We start from the raw sequence: 24,279 nt of genomic DNA, 5'->3' as shown, positions 1-24,279 counted from the left end.
GGCACCCCACCCGGCCGGGTGGTGGCGCCGCCCCCGTCCCCACGGTGCGGCGCTGCAGGTCGCCGTCCAGTCATCCCGCGGACGGCGGCCTGGGTCTCAGGTGAGTCCGAGCGTGGGCAGCACGGCGGCCTCCACGAACCGGACGATGTACTCGGGGTCGGCGTCCTTGCCCTCCAGCACGGGACGGGCCCGCAGGACGCCGAAGATCTGGGCGGGGATGTAGTCGAGCGCCGGGTGGTCGGCGGGCACCTCGCCCCGCTCGACCCCGCGCCGCAGGATCTGCTCGAGCGCGTCGATCTCGGGGTCGATGAGCGCCTCGCGCAGCGCCGTCCTGAGCTCCGGGTCCTGGGTGACGGCGTGGCCGAGGGCCTGGAGCAGCCGGGTGTCCTTGGCCGACCAGGCGCCCGCCGCGCGGGCCGCCTCCCGCAGGTCGTCGGCGAGGGTGCCGGTGTCGATCCCGTCGAAGCGGGTCCGCCGGCTGGCCCGCAGGGCGGCCGCGACGAACTGCGGCTTGGTCCGCCACTGCCGGTAGAGCGTGGCCTTGCTGCACCGGGTGCTGGCGGCGACGCCCTCCATGGTGACGGAGTCGTAGCCGCAGGCGCGGATCTGGTCGAGGACGGCGTCGAAGAACTCCTGCTCACGCTCCCGGGTGAGCTTGGAGCGGCGCGAGGCGGCGACCGTGTCCGGTCCGTCCGCGGCCTGCGACGTCATCTGCTCGTCTCCTCGCTCCCGGGTGCGGCGCCCACCGTCGGAGGGGCCCGCCCTCCAGTGTGTCGCACATCTATCGAAACGCCACTGTACCGGAACGCTGGCGTATCGGTACAGTGGCGTATCGGTACAGGCCCGTTTCGGAACGTGCACGTATCGATGAGTGTGCCGAGCCGGAGCAGTCCCCAGCCCGACAGCTCAGCCAGCACCACCTACGTCAGCGAAGGGGCCGGGGGATGAATGCCCGCACCGAGCCTTCCCAGCAGGAGGCCGCGCCACCGCGGCCACCCCTGGTCCGCGAACTCCTGCTCGTGGCGGGGTTCTTCCTCGTCTACAAGACGGGCCGCCAACTGGCGACCGGCCACACCGTCGAGGCGTTCCGCAACGCGGACCGGCTATGGGACCTGGAACGCGCCGTCCACCTGCCCGGCGAGGGCGGTGTGCAGCACCTCCTGCTGCACGGCGACGGCCTCGTGCGGGCGGCCAACACCTACTACGCGGCCGTCCACTTCCCTGCCACCCTGGCCTTCCTGGTCTGGCTCTACCTGCGGCGGCCCGCGCACTACGTCTGGGCCCGCCGGGTCCTGACGGCCGTCACCGGGGCCGCCCTGCTGCTGCACCTGGCGTTCCCTCTCGCCCCGCCGCGCATGCTCGCGGCGACCGGGCTGCTGGACACCGCCCGCCTCTACGGCCCGTCCGTGTACGGCCCGCCGCAGAGCGACCAGCTCTCCAACCAGTTCGCGGCGATGCCGTCGCTGCACTTCGGCTGGGCCCTGATGGTGGCGCTCGGCCTGATCGCGGTCACCCGCTCGCGCTGGCGCCTGCTGTGGCTGCTGCACCCCGCGCTGACCCTGCTGGTCATCGTGGGCACGGCCAACCACTACTGGCTCGACGCGCTCGCGGCGACGGCCCTGCTCGGGCTCGCGCTCGCCCTCCTCCCCCGCCCCGGCCGCACGGCCGTCCGGCTCACCGGAGGGCTCCTTCCGGCTCCCCGCCGGGGCGAGGCCGCCGGCCGGGACGCCGTCCTCGTGGGAGCGGGACGATGACCGCCACCGCGCTCGCCGTCGCGCTGTCCCTCGTCTCCGCCGTCGCCTACGCCACCGCCGCCGTCGCCCAGGAACGGCTGGCCTCCCGCAGCGCCGGTTCCGGCCTGGTGCGGCTGCTGGGCTCGGGCGCCTGGTGGGGGACGGTGCTGCTCAACGCCACCGGGGCGCTGCTGCACGTCATCGCCCTGAAGTACGGCCCGCTGACGGTGGTGCAGCCGCTCGGCGCGCTCACGCTGGTGGCCGCGGTGCCGCTGGGCGCGCGCCTCGCGGGCCGCCGGGTCGGCGCCGTCGAGTGGCGCGGTACGGCGCTGACGCTGACCGGTCTTGCCGCGATCCTCGTCACGGCGTCCGGGGCCGCGCCCGACGACGTGCTGAGCACGCCCGAGGCGATCGGCGTCGCGGGGGTGACGGTGGCCCTGACCGGTCTGCTGGCCTGGCCGGGCGCCCGGCCGGGCCTGCGGCACGCGACCGCGTCCGGCTTCACCTCCGGGGTCGCGTCGGCGCTCACCCAGACGGTCACGGTGGCCGCCACGGACCACTCCGCCCCGCTGCTCAGCCTCCAGGTCACCGGCGTGGCCGTGCTCGTGGCCTCGCTGGCCGCGGGCGGGCTGCTGCTGTCGCAGACCGCCTACCGGGGCGGCCTCGGCGCCCCGCTCGCGGTCGTCACCCTCGCGAACCCGCTCGCGGCGGCCGTGATCGGCCTGGTCCTGCTCGGCGAACGGCTGCGGGGCGGCCCGGCGGGTGTCCTGGCGGCACTGGCGGGGGCGGGCCTGGCGTCCTGGGGAGTGGTACTCCTCACCCGCGCCACCCCCACGCCGTCCGCACCGGAACCCGCTCCCGAGGCCCACCCGGTGGCCGCCGTCCTGGCCCTGAACCACGAACAGGCGACCCCCGAGCGAGTGGTGGTCCCCCGGCAACGGGACCGGGGACGCCTGACTCGCCTCTGAACCGGGGCCGGCCACGGGGTGAACGTGACCGGGCCGCTCACACCGGGCCGACCGTGATCGGTGCTGCCTCACCACGCCGAGCCCGCGACCGGGCCGGAACCGCGCGGACCTGGCGCACCACGGTGGCCGCCGCCCTGGCCATCGAACGCGGGAAGGCGCTGCCGAGCGCGGGTGGTCGTGCCCGCCGGCCCGCCCCAGGGCACCTCGCTCCCCTGCGAACCGGACGCGGCTACACGGCCGGCGTCGCCGGGGCACCCGTTCCCGGTACTCCTCACCGCGCCGCGCCCGGGTCGGCCGCCCCCGCGACCACGGCGGTGCCCACGGACGACGAGCACCGCGTGGCCGCCGTCCTGGCTCTGGACCGCGAGCAGACGACCCCCGAGCGAGTGGTGGCACCCCGGCAACCCGACCCGGGACGCCTCACTCGCCTCTGAACCCGCCCCGGCCACGGGGTGAGCGTGGCCGGGCCGCTCACCTGGACCCACCCGCGCCCGCGCCGGGCCCCCTGGACCTGGCGCACCGGGGCCGCCGCCCCGCCCCGGAACCCGAGTCCGCTACGCAGTGCGCGTCGCCGGGTCGCTCTCCGGACGGCGCCCCTCCTGAGCGCGGCCCAAAGACTCCGGGCTCAGCCGCCGCGCCGTACCCGGGCGGCCTGCCGGGCCTCCGCCAGCTTGCGGGCCTCGCTGCTCCTGCGGGACGGTCTGCCGCCGGAGCCGCCCTTCGCGTCCTTGGTGGTGCCGAGGCCACGGAACGGGGCGTTGTGGTTCTTGGGGCGTGGCGCGGCCGCCCCGCCGTCGAGAGGCTGTCCGGAGGGGGCCTTGGCGCCGGTGATCCGGCTGAGCTCCGCCTCGCCGGACCGCACCTTGACGACCTTGGGTGCGACGCCGGCGTCCGCCATGACCTGGCTGGTCTCGCGGCGCTGTCCCGACAGGACGAGCGTCACGACGGTGCCGGAGCGGCCGGCCCGCGCCGTCCGGCCCGCCCGGTGCAGATAGTCCTTCGGGTCGGTGGCCGGATCGACGTTGACCACGAGGTCGAGGTCGTCGACGTGCAGGCCGCGTGCGGCGACGTTCGTCGCCACCAGTGCGGTGACCTGCCCGTTCTTGAACTGGGCCAGGGTCCTGGTGCGCTGCGGCTGGGCCTTGCCGCTGTGCAGGGCGGCGGCCGCCACACCGCTGGCGCGCAGATGCCGCGTGAGCTGGTCGACGCCGTGCTTGGTGTCGAGGAACAGCAGGACGCGTCCGTCGCGGGCGGCGATCTCCGTGGTCACGGCGTACTTGTCGGGGCCGTGCACGACGAAGACGTGGTGCCCGATCGTCGAGACCGCGCTGGACGACGGGTCCACGGAGTGGACGGCGGGGTCGCGCAGACGGTCCCGCACCAGCTGGTCGACGTCGCGGTCCAGGGTGGCGGAGAACAGCATGCGCTGCCCGTCGGGACGCACCTGGTCCAGGATCTCCGTGACCTGCGGCAGGAACCCCATGTCACACATCTGGTCGGCCTCGTCCAGCACCGTGATCCGCACCCGTCCCAGCCGGCAGGCCTTGCGGTCGACGAGGTCGTGCAGCCGGCCGGGCGTGGCGACGACGATCTCGGCGCCGTCCCGCAGCTCGGCGGCCTGCCGTCCGAGGGACACTCCGCCCACCACGGTCGTGAGGCGCAGCCGCAGCGCCTCCGCGTACGGGGTGAGCGCCTCACCGACCTGCTGCGCGAGCTCCCTGGTGGGTACCAGCACGAGCGCCAGCGGCTCCTTGGGCAGGGCGCGCCGACCGGCCGTCCGGGCGAGCATCCCCAGGCCGAAGGCGAGCGTCTTGCCGGACCCGGTGCGGCCCCGGCCCAGGACGTCCCGTCCCGCGAGGGCGTGGGGCAGGGCCGCCGCCTGGATCGGGAAGGGGACGGTCACACCCTGCTCGGCGAGCACCCGGAGCATCGCGGCCGGAAGCCCCAGCTCCGCGAAGGACGCCGCCGGGGGCGGCGCCTCGGTGCCGCCCGGCACCTCGTCCTGCCGGGCATCGGCACGTACTGACTCGTTCATGGGAAAGCCTTCCTCGAAAGGGACCGTACCGAGGAAGGCGCGGCAGGGAGGGGGTCGCCGGTCAGGGGCCCCGCACGGGGCACCGACACGGCGACGCTGCAAACGCTCCACGCTAGCACGGAGCCGGTATCCGGCGTCTTCCGTGAGACGGAAGACGTATTGCGCCCCCGGGCGGCCGGTATCGACGATGGGCGCCACTGCCTCGACGTCGGGAGCCGCCGCCATGCCGCACATGACCGCGTTCGCCAGGAACCAGTGGTACGTCGCCGCCTACAGCCACGAGGTGGGGCGGGAGTTGCTCGGGAGGAGTGTCTGCGGGGAGACGCTCGTGCTCTACCGCACCGAGGACGAGGGGACGCCGGTCGTGCTGCACGACCGGTGTGTGCACCGCCGGTATCCGCTCTCCGAGGCGCCGACGCGGCTCGACGGGGACCGGATCGTGTGCGGGTACCACGGGTTCACGTACGACACGACCGGGACGTGCGTGTACGTGCCGGGGCAGAAGCGCGTCCCGCGCACCGCGCGCGTCGCCTCGTACCCGGTGGTCGAGCAGGACTCGCTGATCTGGGTGTGGATCGGCGACCCGGAGCCGGCCGACCCGGCCGGCATCCCGCGCGCCCGGCACCTGGACGCGCCGGGCTGGGTCACCGTGCGCGGGATGGAGCCCATCGCCTGCGACTACGGCCTGCTGGTCGACAACCTCCTCGACCTCTCCCACGAGACGTATCTGCACGGCGGGTACATCGGCACCCCCGAGGTCGCCGAGACGCCGATCACCACCGAGGTGGACGAGGGCGCGGGCATCGTGCGGGTGAGCCGGCACATGGACGACGCCGAGTGCCCCCCGTTCTACGCCCGTTCGACCGGCATCGAGGGCCGCATCACCCGCTGGCAGGACATCGAGTACCGGGCCCCCTGTCTGTACGTGCTGCACAGCCGGGTCGCCCCGGTCGGTGTGCTGCCCCGGCCGGACGGCAGCGACCCGGACGCCTTCCACACCGAGGTCACCTACGCCATCACGCCCTCCGGGGACGGCACGGTGTACGACTTCTGGGCGGTGTCGCGGGACTGGGCGACCGGCGACGAGGAGGTCACCGAGTTCCTGCGCGCCAGCAACCACACCGTGGTGAGGCAGGACGTCGACGCCCTGGACCTGCTGCAGCGCACCCTCGGCACCGAGCGGCACGGCTACCAGGAGCTCAGCATCAACATCGACACCGGCGGGCTGGCCGCGCGCCGCATCCTCGCCCGGCTGGTCGAGGAGGGGGCCAAACCCGAGGAGCAGGTCCGGTGAGCGGGGGCACCGGGGAGGTGTACCGCGTCGACTGGGTGCCGGGCACCGACCTGCTGCACGGCACCTGTCACTGCGGGCGGGAGCACCGGGCCGAGGACCCGGTGCGGATGTGGGAGTGGATGCTCGCCCACCCCCAGGGGCACCGGCTGCCGGAGGACGACGCGTGACGGAGACGTACGAGACCGAACTCGTCGTCGACCGGGCGGAGTTCGCGGCCGACGGCGTGCTCGTCCTCCTCCTGCGCCACCCGCGGGGCGAGGCGCTGCCCGCCTGGGAGCCCGGCGCCCACGTCGATCTGCTGCTCGGGCCGGGGCTCGAGCGGCAGTACTCGCTGTGCGGCGACCCGGCGGACCGGACACGGTGGCGGATCGCCGTCCTGCGGGAGCCCGCCGGGCACGGCGGGTCCGCCCATGTGCACGAGCGGCTGGGAAACGGCGAGAGGGTGCGCGTACGCGGCCCGCGCAACCACTTCCGGCTGGAACCCGCCCGCGCCTACCGGTTCGTCGCGGGCGGCATCGGCATCACCCCGATCCTGCCCATGCTGGCCGCGGCCGAGGCGGCGGGCGCCGAGTGGAGCCTGCTGTACGGCGGACGCACACGCCGTTCCATGGCGTTCACGGCGGAGTTGGCCGCGTACGGCGGACGGGTCACCCTGGCGCCGGAGGACACGTGCGGGCTGCTCGACCTCGGCCCGGTGCTCGACGGGCTCCCCGAGGGCACGCTCGTCTACTGCTGCGGTCCCGGTCCCCTGCTGGACGCCGTCGAGGAGCGTTGCCCGCCGGGCGCCCTGCGCGTCGAGCGTTTCGAGCCGAAGGAGCAACCAGCCACGGTCGATGGGGAGTTCGATGTCGAGCTGGCCCGCAGCGGGCTGACCGTCACGGTCGGGCCCGGCGTCTCCGTGCTGGACGCCGTGCGGGCCGCGGGGGTCGAGGTGCTGTACTCCTGCACCGAGGGCACCTGCGGCACCTGCGAGACCGACGTCCTCGACGGCACACCCGACCACCGGGACTCGGTGCTGACCTCCGAGGAACAGGCGAGCGGCGAGACGATGATGATCTGTGTGTCCCGGTGCCGGGGCCGGCGGCTGCTCCTCGATCTGTGAACTCGCCTGCGAAACAAGGGTGTTCGGATTCCGGCCGCTGACCTGGACGCCGTCGCGATGGTGGAATCTTCTACCTTCCCGCTGGGCGAGGTCGGGCACTACTGTGCGCGGTGCGCACAACCTGTCGGAACACCGTTGCACCGTTGTCTGCACAGGAGGAGCCATGCGTCGTCTGTCCGCCGGTCTCACCGCCGGCGCCCTGCTGCTCGTCGCGACGGCCTGTGGCTCGTCCGGCGACGAACCGTCGAAGGGCGGCGGATCGTCCGGCGGGGTCACCACCGTGAAGGTCGGACTCATCCCCATCGTCGATGTCGCCCCGCTGTACCTCGGTCAGAAGAAGGGCTTCTTCGAGAAGCAGGGGCTGGAGCTGGAGTTCACCACGGCCCAGGGCGGCGCGGCGATCGTGCCGGGGGTGGCGAGCGGTCAGTTCCAGTTCGGGTTCAGCAACGTGACGTCCCTGATGGTCGCGCAGTCCAACGGTGTTCCCGTGCGGGCCGTCGCCAACGGCATCGCCTCCACCGGCAAGGAGGGCGAGGACTTCGGCGCCCTGATGGTCAAGAAGGGCAGCCCGCTGACGTCCCCGAAGGAGCTGGAGGGCAGGAAGGTCGCCATCAACACGCTGAAGAACATCAACGAGACGGCCGTGCGCGCCTCGGTGCGTGACGCGGGCGGCGACCCCGACGAGGTGGAGTTCGTCGAGCTGCCCTTCGACCAGATGCCGGCCGCCCTGGACAAGGGCCAGATCGACGCCGCCATGGTGGTGGAGCCGGCGACGGCCACGATCAGGAACCAGGACGGCGTCGAGATCGCCTCCCCGCTGGTCGACGTGGCGCCCGACCTCACCGTGGCCCTGTACTTCACGTCGGCGCGGTACGCGGACCGCAACCCCGAGATCGTGAAGAAGTTCCAGAAGGCGACCGCGCAGTCCCTGGCCTATGCCGACGCCCACCCGGACGAGGCACGCGAGATCATCACGACGTACACGAAGATCCCGGCGGACGTGCTGGCCAAGGTCACCCTGCCGAAGTGGCCGGCCGAGGCGAACCGGTCCTCCATCATGGCCCTGATGAAACTCGGCCAGTCGGACGGCCTGTTCAAGAACCCGCCGGACCTCGACGAGCTGCTGCCGTGAGGGACGCGGACCGGTGAGGGGCACGAACGCCGCGCTCGGCGTGGCGGGGCTCGCCGGCTTCCTGGCCCTCGCCGAGGCGGTGCCGCGACTCGGCCTGGTGGACGACGACTATCTGCCGCCGGCCGGCCGGATCGCCGTCGCGCTCGGGGACGAGGCCGCCGACCCCGCGTTCTGGACCGCGCTCGGCGACACGCTCACCGGCTGGGCGCTGGGCCTCGCGCTCGCGTCCGGCGCGGGGATCGTGCTCGGCGTCGTCCTGTCGGTCGTGCCGTATCTGCGGCAGGCCACCGCCTCCACCGTCGAGTTCCTGCGGCCCATCCCCTCCGTCGCCCTCATCCCGCTCGCGGTGCTGCTCTACGGCTCCGAACTGCGCTCGGTACTCCTGCTCGTCGTCTACGCGTCCTTCTGGCAGGTGCTCATCCAGGTCCTGTACGGCGTCCAGGACGTCGACCCGGTCGCCGAGGAGACGGCGCGGTCGTACGGTCTGGGCCCCTGGGCGCGCATCCGGTACGTGCTGTGGCCGACCGCGCTGCCCTATGTGATGACGGGCGTGCGGCTCGCGGCGGCCGTCGCGCTGATCCTCGCCGTCACCGCCGAACTCGTCATCGGGGCGCCGGGGCTCGGGCAGCGCATCGGCGTGGCGCAGACCTCGCAGGCGGTGCCCGAGATGTACGCGCTGATCGTGGTGACGGGCCTGCTGGGGCTCGTCATCAACGTGGGGGCGCGTGCGGTGGAGCGCCGGGCGCTGGCCTGGCACCAGTCGGTGCGCGGAGAGGTGACGGTGTGAGACGGGTGCTGCTGCGGCTGGTCCTGGCGTGCGCGCTGCCCGCCGTGCTGGTCACCGTCTGGTGGGTGGCGTCGGCCGGCAGCACGGACGTGTACTGGCCGCCGCTGCGGACGATCCTCACGGCGTTCCCGGACGTGTGGACGGCGGACCGGCTGCGCGGCGACGTCCTGCCGAGCGTGTGGCGGCTGGCGGCCGGTTACGCGCTGGCGGCCGTCGCCGGGGTGGCGCTCGGCACGCTCATCGGCTCCCACCGGCGGGTGCGGGCGGTGTGCGAACCGGTCCTGGAGTTCCTGCGCGCGATACCGCCGCCCGTTCTGGTGCCGGTCATCATGCTGTTCGCGGGGATCGGCGACACGATGAAGGTCGCGGTGATCGCGAGCGGCTGCGTCTGGCCCGTGCTGCTGAACACCGTGGAGGGCGTCCGCGCGGTGGACCCGGTGATGGCGGAGACGGCCCGGTCCTACGGGATCTCGGGGGCGGCCCGGCTGCGGAGCCTGGTGCTGCCCTCGGCGGGCCCGCAGATCTTCGCGGGACTGCGCCAGGCCCTGTCCATCGGCATCATCCTCATGGTGATCAGCGAGATGTTCGCCGCCAGCAACGGGCTCGGCTTCACCATCGTGCAGTTCCAGCGGGGGTTCGCGATCCCCGACATGTGGACCGGCATCCTCCTCCTCGGGACGCTGGGCGTCGTGCTGTCGCTTGTCTTCCGGCTGGTCGAGCGGCGGGTGCTCGGCTGGTACCACGGTCTGCGCGCCTCGGCCCGGCGGTCGCCGTGAACTTGCAGAAAGGGCGTTCCATGCTGGACGTACGGGGTCTGCGGAAGGTCTACGAGGCCTCGGGACGGCGGGTGGAGGCGGTCCGCGACCTGACCTTCACCGTCGACCCGGGCGAACTGGTCTGCCTCGTCGGCCCGTCGGGCTGCGGCAAGACCACCCTGCTGAAGTGCGTGGCCGGGCTGCTCGCGCCGACCGGCGGCGAGGTGCTGCTGGAGGGGCGGCGGGTCGACGGGCCGCCGCCCGCGATGGCGTTCGTCTTCCAGGAGTACGGCCGCAGCCTGTTCCCGTGGATGCGGGTCGGCGAGAACGTCGAACTGCCGTTGCGGCAGAAGAAGGACCTGGGCAGGGCCCGGCGCCGGGCGCTGGTGCGGGACGCCCTGGAGTCGGTGGGTCTCGCGGACGCGGCCGGCGCCTATCCGTGGCAGTTGTCGGGCGGGATGCAGCAGCGGGTCGCGATCGCCCGGGCGCTGGCGTACGAGCCGCGGGTGCTGCTGATGGACGAGCCGTTCGCCGCCGTGGACGCGCAGACCAGGGCCGATCTGGAGGACCTGGTGCGGGGGTTGTGGGGGGAACGCGGCATCACGATCCTCTTCGTCACCCATGACATCGACGAGGCCGTCTATCTCGGGGAACGGGTGATCGTGCTGTCCGCGTCCCCGACGGTCGTCCGGGAGCAGCTCACGGTCGATCTGCCCGCCGGACGCGACCAGTTGCGCACCCGCGTCGACCCGCGCTTCGCCGCCCTGCGCACCCGTGTGTACGAGCAGATCCAGGCGGCGAAGCGCGGGGACGTGCCGAAGGCCCCGGACGCCCTCACGAAGTCGAGTACGCCTCCACCTCGCTGAACTAGTCTTCTGCGGGCCGGTGTTGGCGCTCACCGACAGCCGGGGATGCTGCTGGGTGGTGCCGGCGGTGCTGCCCAGGACGGTGACGGTGAAGGTGCCCGACCCGGCCGACGCCCGCGGCACCCGTATGGGTCGCTGTCACCCTTCGGTGGGGTGCTTGGGCTGATCCCTTCGTGGGGATGGCGGGAGAGCGAGGGGCGGTCTCAGGTGCGCAGCCAGACCGCGGTGTCCTGGGGCAGCCGGCCGTCGGGGTCCAGCGGCCCGCTGCCGAGCAGGAGTTCGGTGTGCGGGGGCAGGTCGGCGGGCGTGCCGGACAGGTTGACCACGCAGAGGGTGCCGGGGGCCCGGGTGAAGGCGAGCACACCGTCGGGCGACGGCACCCAGGTCAACGGCCCTTCGCCGAACTCCGGTCGCAGCGCGATGGCCCGGCGGTACAGGGTGAGCAGGGAGCCGGGGTCGGCGGCCTGCCGGTCGGCGGCGTACGCGGCCCACCCCTCGGGCTGCGGCAGCCAGGGCTCCACCCGGGCGCCGAAGCCGGCGTACGGCTCCCCGGCCGCCCAGGGCAGCGGCACCCGGCAGCCGTCGCGGCCCGGGTCGGTGCCGCCGGAGCGGGCGTGCATGGGGTCCTCGATGCGGTCGAGCGGGATGTCCGCCTCGGGCAGGCCCAGTTCCTCGCCCTGGTAGAGGTAGACGGAGCCGGGCAGCGCCAGGGAGAGCAGCGCGGCGGCGCGGGCGCGGCGGGTACCGAGGGCGAGGTCGGTGGGGGTGCCGAACGCCTTGGTGGCGAAGTCGAAGCCGGTGTCGGCGCGGCCGTACCGGGTGACCGTGCGCGTGACGTCGTGGTTGCACAGCACCCAGGTGGCGGGGGCGCCTACGGGGGCGTGCTCGGCGAGGGTGGTGTCGATCGACGTCCGCAGCCGCTCCGCGTCCCACGGGCAGGACAGGAACGAGAAGTTGAAGGCGGTGTGCAGTTCGTCGGGGCGCAGATAGCGGGCGAACCGCTCGGGGTCGGGCAGCCAGACCTCGCCGACGAAGACGCCGTCGTACTCGTCGGCGACGGCCCGCCAGGAGCGGTAGACGTCGTGGAGTTCGTCGCGGTCGACGTAGGGGTGCGGGTCGGGGGCGGAGGCGAGGTCGGGCAGCTCCGGGTCCTTGGCGAGCAGGGCGGCGGAGTCGATGCGGACGCCGGCGACGCCCCGTTCGAACCAGAAGCGCAGGATGTCCTCGTGTTCCTGGCGGACGGCCGGGTGGGCCCAGTTGAGGTCGGGCTGTTCGGGGGTGAACAGGTGCAGGTACCACTCGCCGTCGGGCAGCCTCGTCCAGACGGGGTCGGTGGAGCCGACGAACTCCGACGGCCAGTCGTTGGGCGGGAGGGAGCCGTCGGGGCCGCGTCCGGGCCGGAAGTGGAACAGTTCGCGCTCGGGGCTGCCGGGTCCGGCCTCGCGGGCGGCGCGGAACCAGGGGTGCTGGTCGGAGACGTGGTTGGGCACGATGTCGACGATCGTGCGGATGCCCAGCTCACCGGCTTCCGCGATCAGCTTCTCCGCCTCGGCGAGGGTGCCGAAGGCCGGGTCGATCGCCCGGTAGTCGGCGACGTCGTAGCCGCCGTCCTTCAGCGGGGAGACGTACCAGGGGGTGAACCACAGGGCGTCCACGCCGAGTTCGGCGAGGTACGGCAGCCGGGCGCGGACGCCCGCGAGGTCGCCGGTGCCGTCGCCGTCGCCGTCCGCGAAGCTGCGGACGTAGACCTGGTAGATGACGGCGGAGCGCCACCACGGTGCGGCGGCAGGACGGGACTGTGCCACGGTGTGGCCCTTTCTGTCGGGAGGGGGAGGGCGTCCGGAGGCGTTCCGGGGACATCAGCCCTTGGTGCTGCCCGCGCCGATGCCCGCGATGATGTGCCGCTGGAAGGCGAGGAACATCGCGACCATGGGGATGCTCGCGATGACCATCGCGGCGATGAGCACGGTCAGCGGGATGTTCTGCGACAGCTGGACGAGCGCGACGCTGATGGGCTGTTTGTCGGTGTCGGAGAACACCATCAGCGGCCAGAGGAAGTCCTGCCAGACGGCGACCAGGGCGAAGATCGACACCACGCCGAGGACCGGCCGGGACATCGGCAGCACGATCGACCACAGGGTGCGCAGCCGGCCGGCGCCGTCCATCTCGGCGGCCTCCAGCACATCGCGCGGGAGCTGGTCGAAGAACCGCTTGAGCAGGTAGAGGTTGAAGGCGTTGGCGACGGCCGGCAGCCAGATCGCCACGGGGTCGTTGAGCAGCCCGAGGTCGGCCACGGTCAGGTACTTCGGCACGACCAGTGCCTGGGCGGGGACCATGAGGGTGGCGAGGATGCCGCCCAGGATCACCTTGCCGAAGGCGGGCCGCAGCTTGGACAGGGCGTAGGCGGCGGCCGTGCAGAACACCAGCTGGCACAGCCAGGCGCCGGCGGCCTGGACGACGGTGTTCCACAGGTGTTCGGGCAGCTGCATCAGGTCCCAGGCGTCGGTGTAGCCGCTGACGTGCCAGCGTTCCGGGACCAGGGTGGGCGGGGTCCTGGCGACCTCGTCCGCCGACTTCATCGCGCCGGTGACCATCCAGTAGACGGGGAAGAGGAACGCGATCACGAACAGCAGGACGGTGCCGGTGAACACGGTCCAGTAGACGGCCTTGCCGCGCGGCCGGGCCAGGGCGGCCGGCGAGAGGAGGGTCCGGGTGCTCATGCGCTCTCCCCTTCCGTGCGGGTCAGTCGCAGGTACGCGGCGGAGAAGGCGCCGAGGAGCACGAGGAGCATCACGCTCAGGGCGCAGGCTCCGCCGAAGTCGTTGTAGAGGAAGGCGTACTTGTAGATCAGGTAGAGGACGGTGACCGTGGCGTTCTCCGGGCCGCCGCCGGTGATCACGAACGGTTCGGTGAACACCTGCATGGTGGCGATGATCTGAAGGAGCATCAGCATCAGGATCACGAACCTGGTCTGCGGGATCGTGACGTGCCGGACGCGCTGGAGCAGGTTCGCGCCGTCGAGTTCGGCCGCCTCGTACAGCTCGCCGGGGATGGACTGGAGCGCCGCGAGGTAGATCAGCACGGTGCCGCCCATGTTGGCCCAGGTGGCGACGATGACGAGGGAGACCAGCGCGGTGTCGGCGCCGTTGGACCAGTTCGAGGTCGGCAGGTGCAGGAAGCGCAGCGCCTCGTTGGCGAGTCCGGTGCCGGGGTCGTAGAACCACTTCCACAGCAGGGCGCTGACCACCGGCGGGATCATCACCGGCAGGTACACCACGACCCGGAAGAACGCCTTGGCGTGCCGGAGTTCGTTGAGGACCAGGGCGAGCACGAAGGGGATCGCGAAGCCGATCAGCAGGGCGAGCAGCGTGAAGGTGAGCGTGTTGCGCCAGGCAGCGCCGAACTCCGGGTCCTGGAAGACGCGGGTGAAGTTGGCGGTGCCGACCCACTCGGGCTCGCCGCCCGGCGTGTACTTCTGGAAGGCGATCACGACCGCGCGGATCGCCGGGTACCAGGAGAACAGGGCGAAGCAGACGAGTCCGCCGACGAGGAAGCCGTAGGCGCGGGCCTGGTCGGCGAGGCGGCGCCGCCTCCGGTCCCCTGCCGGGGGCGGCGCCTGCACGGGGTGTACCGCGACCTTCGCGACGGTCCGTCGCTGAGCCGTGTCGGTCATGACGGGTCAGCCCCGGTCCAGGATTCCGTCGATCTTGCCGGACGCGTCTTTCAGGAGCTGGTCGATGTCGGCGTCCTCCTTGGTGAGGACGGCGGAGACGACACCGTCGAGGACGGAGTAGATCTGCTGGGCGCTCGGCGGCTCGATCTTCATGTCGAGGCTCTGGTTGCCGTCGAGGAACGGCTGGTAGTTCTCCACCGGGACGTTGGCGTTGGCCTTCTTCACCTCCTGGTCCTTGGCGTCGGCGGCGCCGGTGAACAGGCGGGGTTCGGGCAGGCCCACGGGGGCGTCGTTCTTCTTGGCGCGGGCGTAGTCGCCGAGGAAGCCGTCTCCGGGGGTGAGGAACATGTGGTCGAGCCACTTCAGGCCGGCGCGGATCTGCTCGGGACTGGCCTTCTTGTTGAACATGTAGCCGTCGCCGCCGATCAGGGTGCCCTTGCCGCCCGGCATGGGAGCGAGGGCGAGGTCCTTGTAGTTCCCGCCCTTCTCCTTGACGAGGATCGGGATGTTGTCGGGGGCGGCCAGGTACATGCCGAGCTTGCCCGAACCCATCATCTGCTGGACGTCGTTGATGACGAGCAGCTGCTTGCTGCCCATCGAGTCGTCCTTCCAGCGCATGTCGTGGAGGGTCTGCAGGACGGCGCGGCCCTCGGGCGAGTCGACGGTGGCCTTCTTGCCGTCGGGGGCGACGACGTCGCCGCCCCGGGAGTACAGCTCGGCGGTGAAGTGCCAGCCGCCCTGGTTCTGGGCGCTGTAGTCGGCGTACCCGACCGTGCCGCCGCCGAGGCCGGCGATCTTCTTGGCGGCGGTGCGGACCTCGTCCCAGGTGGCCGGGGGCTTGTCGGGGTCGAGGCCCGCCTTGGCGAAGAGCGCCTTGTTGTAGATCAGCCCCATCGAGTAGCCGGTGCGCGGGACGCCGTAGATCTTGCCGTCGACGGTGTAGATGTCGCGCAGTTGCTGCTGGATGGTGCCGTAGCTCTTGAGCTCCTTGACGTACGGCGTGATGTCGGCCGCCTGCTTGATGTCGACGACGTGGCGGGCGTCGGTGAAGTACGTGTAGAAGACGTCCTCCATCTGCCCGCCGGCGAGCTTGGCGTCGAAGGTCTTCGGGTCCTGGCAGGGGAACGCGTCATGGGGCACGACGTCGATGTCCGGGTTCTGCCGCTCGAAGTCGGCGACGTCCTGCTCGAAGAACTGGCGGTCGACCTTGGCGCTCTTGGGCGGCATGCAGTTGACCGTGATGCGGGTCTTGCCGCTCGCCGAGTCGTCGTCGCCCGAACCGCAGGCGGACGCGGCGAGGGCGAGCGAACAGACGCTCAGCGCGGCAAAGGTACGGCGGAACCCGGTGCTTCTCATCGGTGGACCCCTCTGGGCATGGAGCGGTGGGCGCCGCACACTCAAGCACCGACGACATCCGAGCGCAAGATGTCGCGCGAGATTTGCAATTTTTGAACAGCGGATGGGTCGGCGGTGACGGTCCTTTCGCGAGCGGGTCCCGGGTCAGCGGCGAGGCGCCTGCGCCGTGGAGCCGCGCACCACCAGTTCGGGCTCGAAGAGCAGTTCCTCCGCGGGGACGGGGGTGCCCGCGATCTGGGCGTTCAGCAGCTCGACGGCCGCCCGGCCCATGGCCTCGATCGGCTGGCGGACGGTGGTGAGCGGGGGCTCGGTGCAGTTCATGAACGCCGAGTCGTCGTAGCCGACGACGGAGATCTCCGACGGGACGTCGAGTCCCTTGCGGCGGGCGGCCCGTACGGCGCCGAGGGCCAGCGGGTCGCTCGCGCAGATGATGCCGGTGACACCCCGGTCGATGAGCCGGGAGGCGGCCGCGTGCCCGCCCTCGATGGAGAAGATCGCCCGCGCCACGTGCTCGTCGGGCAGCTCGGCGGCGATCTCCCGGGCGGCCGTCAGCTTGCGCGCCGACGGCACGTGGTCGCCCGGCCCCAGCACCAGCCCGATGCGCTCGTGGCCCAGGGAGGCCAGATGCCGCCACGCCTGCTCCACGGCCACCGCGTCGTCGCAGGAGACGGCCGGGAAGCCCAGATGCTCGATGGCCGCGTTGACCAGCACCACCGGGATGTTGCGGTCGGCGAGCTGCCGGTAGTGGTCGTGCGGGGCGTCCGCCTGCGCGTAGAGGCCGCCGGCGAAGACCACCCCGGAGACCTGCTGCTGCAGGAGCAGCGTGACGTAGTCGGCCTCGGAGACCCCGCCCTTGGTCTGTGTGCACAGCACGGGGGTCAGCCCGAGCTGGGCCAGCGCCCCGCCGATCACCTCGGCGAACGCCGGGAAGATCGGGTTCTGCAACTCGGGCAGCACCAGGCCGACCAGACGCGCGCGTTCGCCGCGCAGCTGGGTGGGGCGCTCGTAGCCGAGCACGTCGAGGGCGGAGAGCACCGCCTGCCGGGTGGCCTCGGAGACACCGGGCTTGTCGTTGAGCACCCGGCTGACCGTGGCCTCGCTGACCCCGACCTTCTTCGCCACTTCAGCAAGTCGTCGCGTCATGCACGCAAGAATAGCGCAAGAATTGCAAACTGCTTGCGTACGGGTCAGTCCTCGCCGTGTGCCGCCCACAGGCCCCGGACATGGCCGAGGTGCCGGGTCATGACCTCCCGCACCGCCCGCTCGTCCCGGGCGAGCAGCGCGTCGAGCAGTTCCAGGTGCTCCTCGGCGGAGGCTCGCAGCCGCCCGGCCTCGACCAGTGCGGTCAGCCCGTACAGCCGGGAGCGCCCGCGCAGGTCCCGGACGACCTCGACGAGGTGGGCGTTCCCGGCGAGGGCGAGCAGACCGAGGTGGAAGCGCGTGTCGGCCTCCACGTACGCGATGAGGTCACCGGCGTCCGCCGCCCGGACGATCTCCCGGGCGGCGGGCCGCAGCGCCTCCAGGGACACGGCGTCGGCGGTGGCGGCCAGCCCGGCGACCGTCGGGATCTCCACGAGCGCCCGGACGTGCGTGTACTCGTCGAGCTGCTTCTCGGACACGGCGGTGACCCGGAACCCTTTGTTCGGCACGGTGTCGACCAGCCCCTCCTTGGCGAGGTCGAGCATGGCCTCGCGCACCGGGGTCGCCGAGACGCCGAAGCGGGCGGCGAGCCCGGGCGCCGAGTACACCTCGCCGGGCCGCAGTTCACCGGCGATCAGCGCGGCCCGCAGGGCGTCCGCGACCCGCTCCCGGTAGCTGCTCCTGCGGCCGCCCAGGGAGGGCAGCGCCGGGGCGGCGGCGGTGGACGGGGCGCCGGTGCGCTGGGCGGCCATGCGGTGTCTCCTCGGGTCGTGCCTCTGTGCAATGTCACGCGGTACCGGGCATTATCCTCGCCTCCCGGCCCGCCCGGCCCGCCACCGGTCACAGCACGAACCCCTCCGGGAACGGGTCGGTGGGGTCGAGCAGGTACTGGGCGGTGCCGGTGATCCACGCGCGGCCCGTGAAGCTGGGCAGGACGGCGGTGTGTCCGCCGACCCGCGTGGTGCCGAGGAGGCGCCCGGTGAAGCGGGTGCCGATGAACGACTCGTTCACGAACTCGGTGCGCAACGGCAGTTCGCCGCGCGCGTGCAGTTGCGCCATGCGTGCGCTGGTGCCCGTCCCGCACGGCGAGCGGTCGAACCAGCCGGGGTGGATGGCCATCGCGTGCCGGGAGTGCCGGGCGGTCGAGCCGGGGGCGAGCAGGTGGACGTGGTGGCAGCCGCGGATGGACGGGTCCTCGGGGTGGACGGGCTCGTCCACGGCGTTGACGGCCTCCATCAGGGACAGCCCGGCGGCGAGGATGTCGTCCTTGCGGGACCGGTCGAAGGGCAGCCCGAACCGCTCCAGCGGCAGGATCGCGTAGAAGTTGCCGCCGTAGGCCAGGTCGTAGGTCACCGTCCGTCCGTCCGCGAGGGTGGCCTCGCGGTCCAGGTCGACCGTGAAGGACGGCACGTTGTGCAGGGTGACCTCCTTCGCGGCGCCGTCCTCGACGGCCACCTCGGCGACCACGACACCGGCCGGGGTGTCGAGCCGGATCGTGGTGACCGGCTCGACCACCTCGACCATGCCGGTCTCCACCAGCACGGTCGCCACACCGATGGTGCCGTGCCCGCACATCGGCAGATAGCCGGAGACCTCGATGTAGATCACCCCCCAGTCGCAGTCGGGGCGGGTGGGCGGCTGGAGGATCGCCCCGCTCATGGCGGCGTGCCCGCGCGGCTCGTTCATCAGCAGCCGCTTGATGTGGTCGCGGTGCTCGCGGAAGTACAGGCGCCGCTCGTTCATGGTGGCGCCGGGCACCGGGCCGACCCCACCGGTGACGACCCGGGTGGGCATGCCCTCGGTGTGCGAGTCGACGGCGTGCAGGACGAGTTTGCTGCGCATGGCCGCCTACGCCATTCCGGCCGCGACGGCCTTCTCCGTGGCCGCCCGCACGGCGGCCTCCTGTGCGGGCAGCAGCGGGACGCGCGGCGGGCGCACGGGTCCGCCGTGACGGCCCACGACATCCATCGACAGCTTGATGGCCTGGACGAACTCCACCCGCGAGTCCCAGCGCAGCAACGGGTGCAGCCGGCCGTACAGTTCGCGGGCCGTGGCGATGTCGCCGGCGGTGGCCGCCCGGTACAGCTCGACGCAGGCGCGCGGCAGCGCGTTCGGGTACCCGGCGACCCAGCCCTTGGCGCCGGCCACGGCCAGCTCCAGCAGGACGTCGTCCGCGCCGATCAGCAGGTCGAGGTCCGGGGCGAGTTCGGCGATGCGGTAGGCGCGGCGGACGTCGCCGGAGAACTCCTTGACCGCCTGGACGTAGCCCTCGCCGTGCAGCCGGGCCAGCAGTTCGGGGACCAGGTCGACCTTGGTGTCGATGGGGTTGTTGTACGCGACGACGGGTACGCCGGCCCGCGCGACCTCGGCGTAGTGCGCGAGCACCGAACGCTCGTCGGCACGGTACGCGTTGGGCGGCAGCAGCATCACCGACGCGCAGCCCGCGTCCCTGGCCTGCTCGGCCCAGCGCCGGGCCTCGGCCGAGCCGTACGCGGCGACACCGGGCATCACGCGTGCGCCTCCGACGGCCTTCACCGCCGTCTCGACGACCTTCGCACGCTCTTCGGGGGTCAGCACCTGGTACTCCCCCAGCGAGCCGTTGGGGACGACGCCGTCGCAGCCGTTCTCGACGAGCCAGGCGCAGTGCTCGGCGTAGCGGCCGAGGTCGACGCGCAGGTCGTCGTCGAGCGGCAGCGCGGTGGCGACGAGGACGCCGTGCCAGGGGCGGTGCTCGGTGGCGGTCATCCGGATTCCCTCCCAGTGGGGTGTGCCGTGTCATCGGGGTCGTCCGCCCGCCGGGCGAGCACCCCGAGGGGCACGGGGCGGGCGAACGGCCGGGGGGACGGGCTGAGTCGGCAGCCGGCGAGCGCGGCGACGGCCGGGGCGCACATCCGGCCCTGGCACCAGCCCATCCCGGCCCGGGTCAGCAGTTTCACCGTGCGGTTGTCGCCCGCGCCGAGGTCCGTGACGGCCTCGCGGACGGCACCGGCGGTGACCTCCTCGCAGCGGCAGACGGTCGTGTCGTCGGTGACCTGCTCGGTCCAGTGCGCGGGCGGCGCGTACACGGTGTCCAGGGCGGCGGCGAAGGCCCGCGCCCGGTCCCGCGCTCGGGCGGCCCGCGCCCACGCTGCGGGGTCGGGCCGCCTGCCGTGCAGACGGGCGGCGGCGGACCGGCCCGCGATGTGCCCTTCTGCGAAGGAGAGTTGGGCGCCGCCGATGCCGGTGGCCTCCCCCGCGGCCCATACGCCGGGCACGTCCGTGCGCTGCTCGGCGTCGACGTGCACGGCGAGGCCGTCCGGGCGGCAGCCGAGGGTGCCGGCGAGGTCGGTCTGCGGCAGCATGCCGTGGCCGACGGCGAGGGTCGCGCAGGGAATGCGCCGCGCGGTGCCGGGCCGGACGCGTCCTCCGGCGTCGAGCGCGGCGACGGTGACGGCCTCCAGCCGGTCGGTGCCGTGCGCCTCGACGACCGTGTGCCGGGTGAGGACCGGCACGCGGTGGCGCAGCAACGCGGCCGCGTACCCGGCGCCTTCGGCGAGTTTGGCGGGGTGGGCCGCCCATACGGGCGCGTGCCCCAGGAGGGCCTTCGGGTCGGCGGACTCCACGAGGGCGGCCACGGTGACACCGGCCGCGGCGAGCCCGGCCGCGACCGGGAGCAGCAGCGGGCCGGTGCCGGCCACGACGGCGGTACGGCCGGACACGGCCAGGGTGCCCTTGAGCATGGCCTGCGCGCCGCCCGCGGTGACGACCCCGGGAAGGGTCCAGCCGGGGAAGGGCAGGACCTGCTCATAGCCACCGGTGGCGAGGACGAGACCGTCGGCACACACCTCGACGGGCTCGCGCTGCTCCGGTCCACGCAGGGCGTGCACGGTGAAACCGGTGCCGGGTCCGGGTTCGACTCCCCAGACCTGATGCTCCGTCAGGTGCCGTATCCGGCCCGCCCGTACGTGGACCTCCAGGCCCTTCCTGAGTCGCTCCGCCGTGCGCCACGCGTGGTGCAGCGCCTGGGGCCTGCGGGCGCCGAGCCCTTCGGCGGGCCGCCGGTGGAACTGACCGCCGGCCTGGGGGCCCGCGTCCAGCAGCGTGACCCGCACGCCGCGCGCGGCTGCGGCGAGGGCAGCGGCGAGCCCGGCGGGTCCGGCGCCTACGACGGCGAGGTGCGGGACCGGGGATGCGGGGGCACGGTCAGGCATCGTGGGCCTCCAGCTCCTCGGCAGCCTCCAGAGCCGCGTCCAGCCGCATGACCCGTACGCCCCGTGCGCCGAGCCCGGCGGGTCCCGCACCGGCCACGGCGAGCTGCGGGTCCAGGGGCGCCCCGTCAGGCATCGTGGCCCGTCCCGTCCTGGGTGCTGATCGCGTCGCCGGGGCGCAGCCGCACCAGGCAGGCCCGTTGGTTGGGGCGGTCGTTGACGGTGACCAGGCAGTCGAAGCAGACGCCGATGCCGCAGAACAGCCCGCGCGGGCGGCCCCCGGCGCGGGTGGTGCGCCAGGACGTGACGCCGGCCGTCCAGAGGGCGGCGGCGACGGTGTGGCCGGGCAGCGCCTGGATCTCCCGTCCGTCGAGGGTCACCGTGAAGGCGGGGCCGGGGTGGGCGTCGGCGAGGTCCAGGGGGGTTCTCACGCGGCCTCCTCGGGGAAGCGGTCGGGGCGGAACGGCGTCAGGTCGAGATCGAGGGTGCGCCCGGTCAGGGTCTGGGCGACGAGGTGCCCTGTGGCGGGGGCCAGTCCGATGCCGGCGCCCTCGTGGCCGCAGGCGTGGAACAGTCCGGGGACGCGCGGGTCGGGGCCGACGGCGGGCAGGTGGTCCGGCGTGTACGGGCGGAAGCCGAGGTAGGCGCGCATCGCGTGGACGTCCCGGAGGAACGGGAAGAGCCGGGTGGCGCCGGCGGCCAGCGCCCGGACGACGGGCAGCGAGAACGTCCGGTCGAAGCCGACGCGTTCACGGCTGGCGCCGATCAGCACGGGCCCCGCGGCCGTGCCCTCGACGACCGGGGACGTCTGCAGCGCGGCCGAGTCGCTGGCCACGTCGGCCACGTAGTCGGCGGCGTACACCTTGTGCCGGATCCGGCGCGGCAGCGGCTCGGTGACGAGGACGAAGCCGCGCCGGGGCAGGACGGGGAGGTGCACGCCCGCGAGCGCGGCGAGGTCGCCGCCCCAGGTGCCGGCCGCGTTGACGACGGCGGGGGCGTGCAGGTCGCCCCGGTCGGTGCGGACGCCGCGGACCGCGCCGGCGCGGGTGAGCAGGACGCCGGTGACGGTGACGCCGGTCAGCAGGCGGGCCTTGGCGGCACGGGCCAGGGTGGCGGCGGCGAGGGCGGGCATGACCTGGCTGTCCTGCGGGTAGTGGACGCCGCCGGGGAGGCCGGGGGCCAGGTCGGGTTCGAGGTCGTGCAGGCCGGTGCCGGTGACGGGTTCGGCGGTGACCCCGGCGGCGCGCTGCGCGGCGGCGAACCGTTCCAGGGCGGTGAGCCCGTCCGGGGAGGACGCGACGACGAGGCCGCCCTTCGCCTCGTACTCGACGGCCGGCCCGAACTCCTCGGCGAGGGACCGCCACAGGCGCGCGGAGAGCAGGGCGAGGGCCAGCTCGGGTCCCGGTTCCTTGTCGGAGACGAGGATGTTGCCCTCGCCGGCGCCCGTGGTGCCGCCGGCGACCGGGCCGCGGTCGACGAGGATCACGTCGAGTCCGGCCCGTGCGGCGTACAGGGCGCAGGCCGCGCCCGTGATCCCGGCTCCCACGACCACGACGTCGCAGGTCAGTCCCTCGCTCACGTCAGTAATATGTCACACACCACTGGGAGACGGAACAGTGCGGAAGCAGTGTGAACGAGCAGGAGGGGAACCACCCCCGGCGATGCGTGCTGACGGGGCGCCGTCGGCGACCTGAACGCCGACGGTGCCCCGTTCAGTCCTCGGGTGGACGCACCACGCGTAGATACGAGGCGTCACGACGCGCCCCGCGCGCCCTGCCCCGCTCGCGGCGCGCCTCGCGCAGCACCAGCGTCAGCCGGGTGTAGCCCAACTCCCGCAGGGTGGCGGGCGTCTCGTCGACCACCCTGCACTCGGTGGCGCCCCAGCGCGGGTCGGGGTGGTGGAGGGGGCGCACCGCGCCGTCCTCCTCGACGGCCCGCTCCCCCACCGCGCGGATCCAGTGCGGCAGACCCTGCCGGTAGGCGGCCTCCATGAGCGGGTCCTGGGCGATGTCCCGGCGGACGGCCTGGAGCGCGTGGTCGTGGCCGTGCCGCTCCAACGCGTCGGCGAAGTGCGCCAGCATCGGCAGGCACCAGCTGGACTCGTGGTCGCCGAGGACGGCGGCGGCGTCCGGGTGGAAGAGGACGAACCGCAGGAGGTTGTCGTGCGGCATCGCGGTGGGGTGCGGTCCCACGGCGCTGAAAAGTGACGCGAAAGCGGTGTTCGCCAGGACGACGTCCCAGCGGTGGTCGACGACGACGGACGGGAAGGGCACGGCCTCCACGAGGACGGCGTAGTCCCTCAGGTACGCCTGGGCCTCGGGTCGTTCGGGGACGGGCCGCGGTACGGACCGCTGCCCACCTGCCTGATATGCCATCGGGAGGTCACCCCTCTTGCCTATGCGGCCTTCACGCGGCGCCCTGATCCTGGTGCCCCCGCCCGAGCCATGTCAACTATCGTGGCATTCCCTGCGTGTTGACGGCTGAAATTGGCCACAGTTGTGGCGGAACCTGGATGCGCGTTCGAACCACCCGGTAATCTTCGTCGAGTTCACGGCAACAGGTTGTGATGAGCCTGTGAGAGACGTAGGAGATCTGTCGGTGACGGATGGCTTTGAGGGCCCTGGCGCCACGGTGACGGCCGCGCTGCCCGCCGTCGTCGCCCGCGTCACCGCGCTCGCCGACCGGCTCGACGTGCCGCACACGGAGGTGTTCGACACCGGCCGGCTCTCCGTCGCCTCCGGTGTCCCGGAGTCCGTCGTCAAGGCCCTGCTGAGCGGCCGGCCCGCGGGCGAGCCGGACGTCCAGGCCCGCTTCCTCCAGCGGCTCGACCTTCTGCGCCGCACCCGCCTGAAGCCGAACGGCCGCAGGTACACCCAGCAGGAGATCGCCGACGGCGCCGGCATGTCCCGTCAGCAGGCGGGCGCGCTCATCAACGGCGACCGGCGGCCCACCATGGAGCACTGCGACGCCATCCAGCGCTTCTTCCGGGTGCACGCCGGCTTCCTGACCGCCGAGGACCCCGAGGCGCTGGCCGGCGCGCTCCAGCGCACCGAGCAGGACCTGCTGCAGAGACTCGCGGAGCGCGAGGCGGCCCAGACCGCCGAGGATCCGCTGGAGCGGCTCCTGCAGGACCACGGTGTGCGCGGCATCGCCTGGCGGGCCGCCCAGCTCCCCACCGACCAGCACCGCGACAAGGTCGCCGAGTGGCTGGACATGCTCCTGGAGAGCGTCAAGCGGCCCGAGTCGTGACC

At 73.1% G+C, this 24,279-nt stretch carries 26 protein-coding genes; 11 read left to right on the top strand and 15 right to left on the bottom strand.

The window, feature by feature from the left end:
* Positions 1–96: 96 nt before the first annotated feature.
* Positions 97–711, bottom strand: coding sequence for a TetR/AcrR family transcriptional regulator (locus F8R89_RS29785; RefSeq protein ID WP_151786845.1), 615 nt, complete (start codon positions 709–711; stop codon positions 97–99).
* Between the two features lie 233 nt (positions 712–944).
* Between F8R89_RS29785 and F8R89_RS29780 the strand changes: the two genes are divergently transcribed.
* Genes F8R89_RS29780 through F8R89_RS29770 form a run of 3 tightly spaced genes read left to right on the top strand, consistent with a single transcriptional unit; the run spans position 945 to position 3,135 of the window.
* Entirely contained in the window at positions 945–1,754 is an 810-nt protein-coding gene (locus tag F8R89_RS29780; RefSeq protein WP_151786844.1) for a phosphatase PAP2 family protein, read from the top strand.
* Positions 1,751–2,701, top strand: coding sequence for a hypothetical protein (locus tag F8R89_RS29775; RefSeq protein ID WP_151786843.1), 951 nt, complete (start codon positions 1,751–1,753; stop codon positions 2,699–2,701). Before F8R89_RS29780 ends, F8R89_RS29775 begins: the two co-directional genes overlap by 4 nt.
* Positions 2,702–2,754: 53 nt before the next feature.
* Positions 2,755–3,135 carry a hypothetical protein gene (locus tag F8R89_RS29770; protein WP_151786842.1) on the top strand — a complete coding sequence of 127 codons (381 nt, stop codon included), beginning with the start codon at positions 2,755–2,757 and terminating at the stop codon, positions 3,133–3,135.
* A gap of 191 nt (positions 3,136–3,326) precedes the next feature.
* Here the strand turns inward: F8R89_RS29770 and F8R89_RS29765 are convergent, their stop codons facing one another.
* Positions 3,327–4,736, bottom strand: a complete 1,410-nt coding sequence (locus tag F8R89_RS29765) for a DEAD/DEAH box helicase (RefSeq protein ID WP_151786841.1) — start codon at positions 4,734–4,736, stop codon at positions 3,327–3,329.
* A 223-nt stretch (positions 4,737–4,959) separates the two neighbouring features.
* On the opposite strand from F8R89_RS29765, the gene F8R89_RS29760 reads away from it, so the two are divergent.
* The 7 genes from F8R89_RS29760 (at position 4,960) to F8R89_RS29735 (ending at position 10,672) form a co-directional block, all read left to right on the top strand.
* A complete protein-coding gene (locus F8R89_RS29760; protein ID WP_151786840.1) occupies positions 4,960–6,030 on the top strand; it encodes an aromatic ring-hydroxylating dioxygenase subunit alpha in 1,071 nt (356 codons plus the stop codon).
* Positions 6,027–6,197, top strand: coding sequence for a hypothetical protein (locus tag F8R89_RS36355; protein WP_192806270.1), 171 nt, complete (start codon positions 6,027–6,029; stop codon positions 6,195–6,197). The genes F8R89_RS29760 and F8R89_RS36355 overlap by 4 nt, the downstream gene beginning before the upstream one ends.
* Positions 6,194–7,132, top strand: coding sequence for a PDR/VanB family oxidoreductase (locus F8R89_RS29755; protein ID WP_151786839.1), 939 nt, complete (start codon positions 6,194–6,196; stop codon positions 7,130–7,132). Before F8R89_RS36355 ends, F8R89_RS29755 begins: the two co-directional genes overlap by 4 nt.
* Before the next feature lie 163 nt (positions 7,133–7,295).
* Positions 7,296–8,264, top strand: coding sequence for an ABC transporter substrate-binding protein (locus tag F8R89_RS29750; RefSeq protein WP_151786838.1), 969 nt, complete (start codon positions 7,296–7,298; stop codon positions 8,262–8,264).
* A 13-nt stretch (positions 8,265–8,277) separates the two neighbouring features.
* Entirely contained in the window at positions 8,278–9,051 is a 774-nt protein-coding gene (locus tag F8R89_RS29745) for an ABC transporter permease (RefSeq protein WP_151786837.1), read from the top strand.
* Positions 9,048–9,827 carry an ABC transporter permease gene (locus tag F8R89_RS29740; protein WP_151786836.1) on the top strand — a complete coding sequence of 260 codons (780 nt, stop codon included), beginning with the start codon at positions 9,048–9,050 and terminating at the stop codon, positions 9,825–9,827. The genes F8R89_RS29745 and F8R89_RS29740 overlap by 4 nt, the downstream gene beginning before the upstream one ends.
* A gap of 20 nt (positions 9,828–9,847) precedes the next feature.
* Complete coding sequence (locus tag F8R89_RS29735) at positions 9,848–10,672, top strand: ABC transporter ATP-binding protein (RefSeq protein ID WP_151786835.1); 825 nt, start codon at positions 9,848–9,850, stop codon at positions 10,670–10,672.
* A gap of 203 nt (positions 10,673–10,875) precedes the next feature.
* Here F8R89_RS29735 and F8R89_RS29730 read toward each other — a convergent pair whose 3' ends face one another.
* The 13 genes from F8R89_RS29730 to F8R89_RS29675 all read right to left on the bottom strand — a co-directional run bounded on the left by F8R89_RS29730 (position 10,876) and on the right by F8R89_RS29675 (position 23,403).
* Entirely contained in the window at positions 10,876–12,477 is a 1,602-nt protein-coding gene (locus tag F8R89_RS29730; RefSeq protein WP_151786834.1) for an alpha-amylase family glycosyl hydrolase, read from the bottom strand.
* A gap of 54 nt (positions 12,478–12,531) precedes the next feature.
* The gene (locus F8R89_RS29725; protein WP_151786833.1) at positions 12,532–13,392 is read right to left on the bottom strand and encodes a carbohydrate ABC transporter permease; all 861 of its coding nucleotides are present in this window, start codon (positions 13,390–13,392) and stop codon (positions 12,532–12,534) included.
* Positions 13,389–14,345 (bottom strand): carbohydrate ABC transporter permease, encoded by a 957-nt coding sequence (locus F8R89_RS29720; RefSeq protein ID WP_151786832.1) that lies wholly within the window; start codon positions 14,343–14,345, stop codon positions 13,389–13,391. Before F8R89_RS29720 ends, F8R89_RS29725 begins: the two co-directional genes overlap by 4 nt.
* A 6-nt stretch (positions 14,346–14,351) precedes the next feature.
* Positions 14,352–15,701 (bottom strand): ABC transporter substrate-binding protein, encoded by a 1,350-nt coding sequence (locus F8R89_RS29715; protein ID WP_151786831.1) that lies wholly within the window; start codon positions 15,699–15,701, stop codon positions 14,352–14,354.
* 144 nt (positions 15,702–15,845) lie between these two features.
* Positions 15,846–16,844: a LacI family DNA-binding transcriptional regulator gene (locus tag F8R89_RS29710; protein ID WP_192806269.1), complete on the bottom strand. Its 999-nt coding sequence runs from the start codon at positions 16,842–16,844 to the stop codon at positions 15,846–15,848.
* Positions 16,845–16,888: 44 nt separating this feature from the next.
* Positions 16,889–17,593: a GntR family transcriptional regulator gene (locus F8R89_RS29705; RefSeq protein WP_151786830.1), complete on the bottom strand. Its 705-nt coding sequence runs from the start codon at positions 17,591–17,593 to the stop codon at positions 16,889–16,891.
* Between the two features lie 88 nt (positions 17,594–17,681).
* Complete coding sequence (locus F8R89_RS29700) at positions 17,682–18,683, bottom strand: proline racemase family protein (RefSeq protein WP_151786829.1); 1,002 nt, start codon at positions 18,681–18,683, stop codon at positions 17,682–17,684.
* A gap of 6 nt (positions 18,684–18,689) precedes the next feature.
* On the bottom strand, positions 18,690–19,586 hold the full coding sequence (locus F8R89_RS29695; RefSeq protein WP_151786828.1) for a dihydrodipicolinate synthase family protein: 897 nt from the start codon (positions 19,584–19,586) through the stop codon (positions 18,690–18,692).
* Complete coding sequence (locus tag F8R89_RS29690; RefSeq protein WP_151786827.1) at positions 19,583–21,031, bottom strand: NAD(P)/FAD-dependent oxidoreductase; 1,449 nt, start codon at positions 21,029–21,031, stop codon at positions 19,583–19,585. The genes F8R89_RS29695 and F8R89_RS29690 overlap by 4 nt, the downstream gene beginning before the upstream one ends.
* Entirely contained in the window at positions 21,024–21,164 is a 141-nt protein-coding gene (locus F8R89_RS36350; protein ID WP_192806268.1) for a hypothetical protein, read from the bottom strand. Before F8R89_RS36350 ends, F8R89_RS29690 begins: the two co-directional genes overlap by 8 nt.
* On the bottom strand, positions 21,157–21,459 hold the full coding sequence (locus F8R89_RS29685) for a (2Fe-2S)-binding protein (protein ID WP_151786826.1): 303 nt from the start codon (positions 21,457–21,459) through the stop codon (positions 21,157–21,159). Before F8R89_RS29685 ends, F8R89_RS36350 begins: the two co-directional genes overlap by 8 nt.
* Entirely contained in the window at positions 21,456–22,607 is a 1,152-nt protein-coding gene (locus F8R89_RS29680) for an NAD(P)/FAD-dependent oxidoreductase (RefSeq protein ID WP_151786825.1), read from the bottom strand. The genes F8R89_RS29685 and F8R89_RS29680 overlap by 4 nt, the downstream gene beginning before the upstream one ends.
* A 133-nt stretch (positions 22,608–22,740) precedes the next feature.
* The gene (locus F8R89_RS29675; RefSeq protein ID WP_192806267.1) at positions 22,741–23,403 is read right to left on the bottom strand and encodes a hypothetical protein; all 663 of its coding nucleotides are present in this window, start codon (positions 23,401–23,403) and stop codon (positions 22,741–22,743) included.
* A gap of 223 nt (positions 23,404–23,626) precedes the next feature.
* On the opposite strand from F8R89_RS29675, the gene F8R89_RS29670 reads away from it, so the two are divergent.
* Positions 23,627–24,277 carry a helix-turn-helix domain-containing protein gene (locus F8R89_RS29670; protein ID WP_151786823.1) on the top strand — a complete coding sequence of 217 codons (651 nt, stop codon included), beginning with the start codon at positions 23,627–23,629 and terminating at the stop codon, positions 24,275–24,277.
* Positions 24,278–24,279: the final 2 nt, after the last annotated feature.

Origin of the sequence: Streptomyces sp. SS1-1 (assembly GCF_008973465.1) — a bacterium.
Lineage (GTDB): Bacteria > Actinomycetota > Actinomycetes > Streptomycetales > Streptomycetaceae > Streptomyces.
Note: the sequence above shows the minus strand (reverse complement) of the source record. Positions and strands in the feature narration are given on the sequence as shown.